We start from the raw sequence: 1,600 nt of genomic DNA on the forward strand, positions 1-1,600 counted from the left end.
GATCGTGACCTTGCTGCCGTTCGTGCCCTTGTTGTAGTCGTCCCAGAACTCGAAACAGGTGGCGGACAGCACGAGGCCGTCGCCGGCCGGCGTCTGGCGGTCAATGCGGCAATGGTTCTCGTAGCGATCGACCAGCGGGGCCGGCTTGCCTTTGATGACGTTGTCGAGGTCGATCATCGTCTTGCTGTCCGGGCCGTCACTGTCGCGGCAATCCTTCTTGGTCGAGGCCCACAGGCCGTCGAACGGCTGCGCGCCGAATGCCGGCTGCATCGCGAACAGGGCGATGCCGGTGGCGGCGATCATGGCAACGGTGCGCATGCAGAGGTCCTTTACCGGGCGGATGTTGCGGAGGGCCGCATCAGAACGCATTGAACAGCATCGTCAAGCCTGCCGCCAGCATGATGCCGTCCATCAGCAGCCGAAACACCTCCGGCTTCAAGTGCAGCACGAATCGCTTGGCGATGAAGGCGCCAAGCATCAGCGACGAGCCCGCGATCAATCCCTTCAGGGCGACGTCGGCGGTCAGCGCCCCGAATCGTTCGAACGTCACCGATTTGCTGAGGTAAAGCCCCAGCGACGAGGCCGCCTCGGTGGCGAGGAAGGCGCCCTTGGACAGGCCATAGAACAGGAACAGCGGCACGCTGAGCGGGCCCGTCGAGACCACGATGCCGGTGAGATAGCCGATCACCGCACCGCCGACGGCGAGGTGCCAGAGGTTGGCCTTGAGGTCGTGCCGCGCCAGGATGTGCCGCACTGGCACCATCGCGATCAGGAACAGGCCGATGGCAAGATCGACCGCGTGCGAGGGCAAGGCGAGCAGGGTCCGGGCGCCGAGCGCCGCGGCCGGAATGCCCGTGACCGAATAGGCCGCGCAAGCCCGCCAGTCGACCTCGCGCCACCACGCCAGGATCCGCGAGAAGTTCGCCATGACGGAGGCCACCGCCATGATCGGCACGGCTTCCTTCGGGCCATAGGCATAGACCAGCACCGGCATCAGCATGATCGACGAGCCGGTGCCGACGATGCCTGAGATGGTGCCGGCGACGAGGCCGACGCTGAGGACGAAGAGAAAGGCCAACACAATCTCCACGAATCGAGAGAGTTTAGCCGTAAGGAGGCCTATGGCGATCGATCCCAGGCGAGGGAACCCCATCGAACTTGCCATCGTCCATGCAAACCGTGATCATGATGCCGTGACCTTCGCGTCCCTGAGAAGCAATGTCCGCCGCCTTTACGAGGGCACAACGCCGGACGGCGTGCGCTTCCGCTATGGGCTGCTCGCCTTCGATGTCGTGACGGTGTTGTTCATCATCGCGACCTCGTTCCTGCCGCCCAATGACATCGTCGAGACGCTCGACGTCGTGTTCGGCATGATATTGCTTGTCGACTTCTCGGCCCGGCTCCTGGTCGATCGGCATCCGTTGCAAAAATTCACCAAGCTTGCGACCTGGGCTGACATGGTTGCGATCGTATCCTTCCTGGCGCCGCTTGCCGGCGAGCCGGGCGGCTTTCTCCGGATCCTGCGGACGTTGGGGCTGCTGCGCGACTACCAGATGCTGGTGCGGTTGCGCATCGATTCTCCGTTCTTCCGACGCAACGA

At 63.8% G+C, this 1,600-nt stretch carries 2 protein-coding genes and 1 pseudogene; 1 reads left to right on the plus strand and 2 read right to left on the minus strand.

What is annotated here, in order from left to right; all coding sequences use genetic code 11:
* Together JHD07_RS32050 and JHD07_RS32055 are read right to left on the minus strand one after the other, a co-directional pair.
* Window positions 1-318: hypothetical protein (locus JHD07_RS32050; RefSeq protein ID WP_291629425.1), on the minus strand; the 318-nt coding region annotated here is incomplete at its 3' end.
* A 40-nt stretch (window positions 319-358) separates the two neighbouring features.
* Complete coding sequence (locus JHD07_RS32055) at window positions 359-1,078, minus strand: sulfite exporter TauE/SafE family protein (RefSeq protein ID WP_291629427.1); 720 nt, start codon at window positions 1,076-1,078, stop codon at window positions 359-361.
* A 115-nt stretch (window positions 1,079-1,193) separates the two neighbouring features.
* Here JHD07_RS32055 and JHD07_RS32060 point away from each other — a divergent pair.
* Window positions 1,194-1,600 (plus strand): annotated as a pseudogene (locus JHD07_RS32060) (ion transporter); the annotation flags it as partial.

It is taken from the genome of Bradyrhizobium sp., from assembly GCF_016462955.1.
Classification (GTDB): Bacteria; Pseudomonadota; Alphaproteobacteria; order Rhizobiales; family Xanthobacteraceae; genus Bradyrhizobium.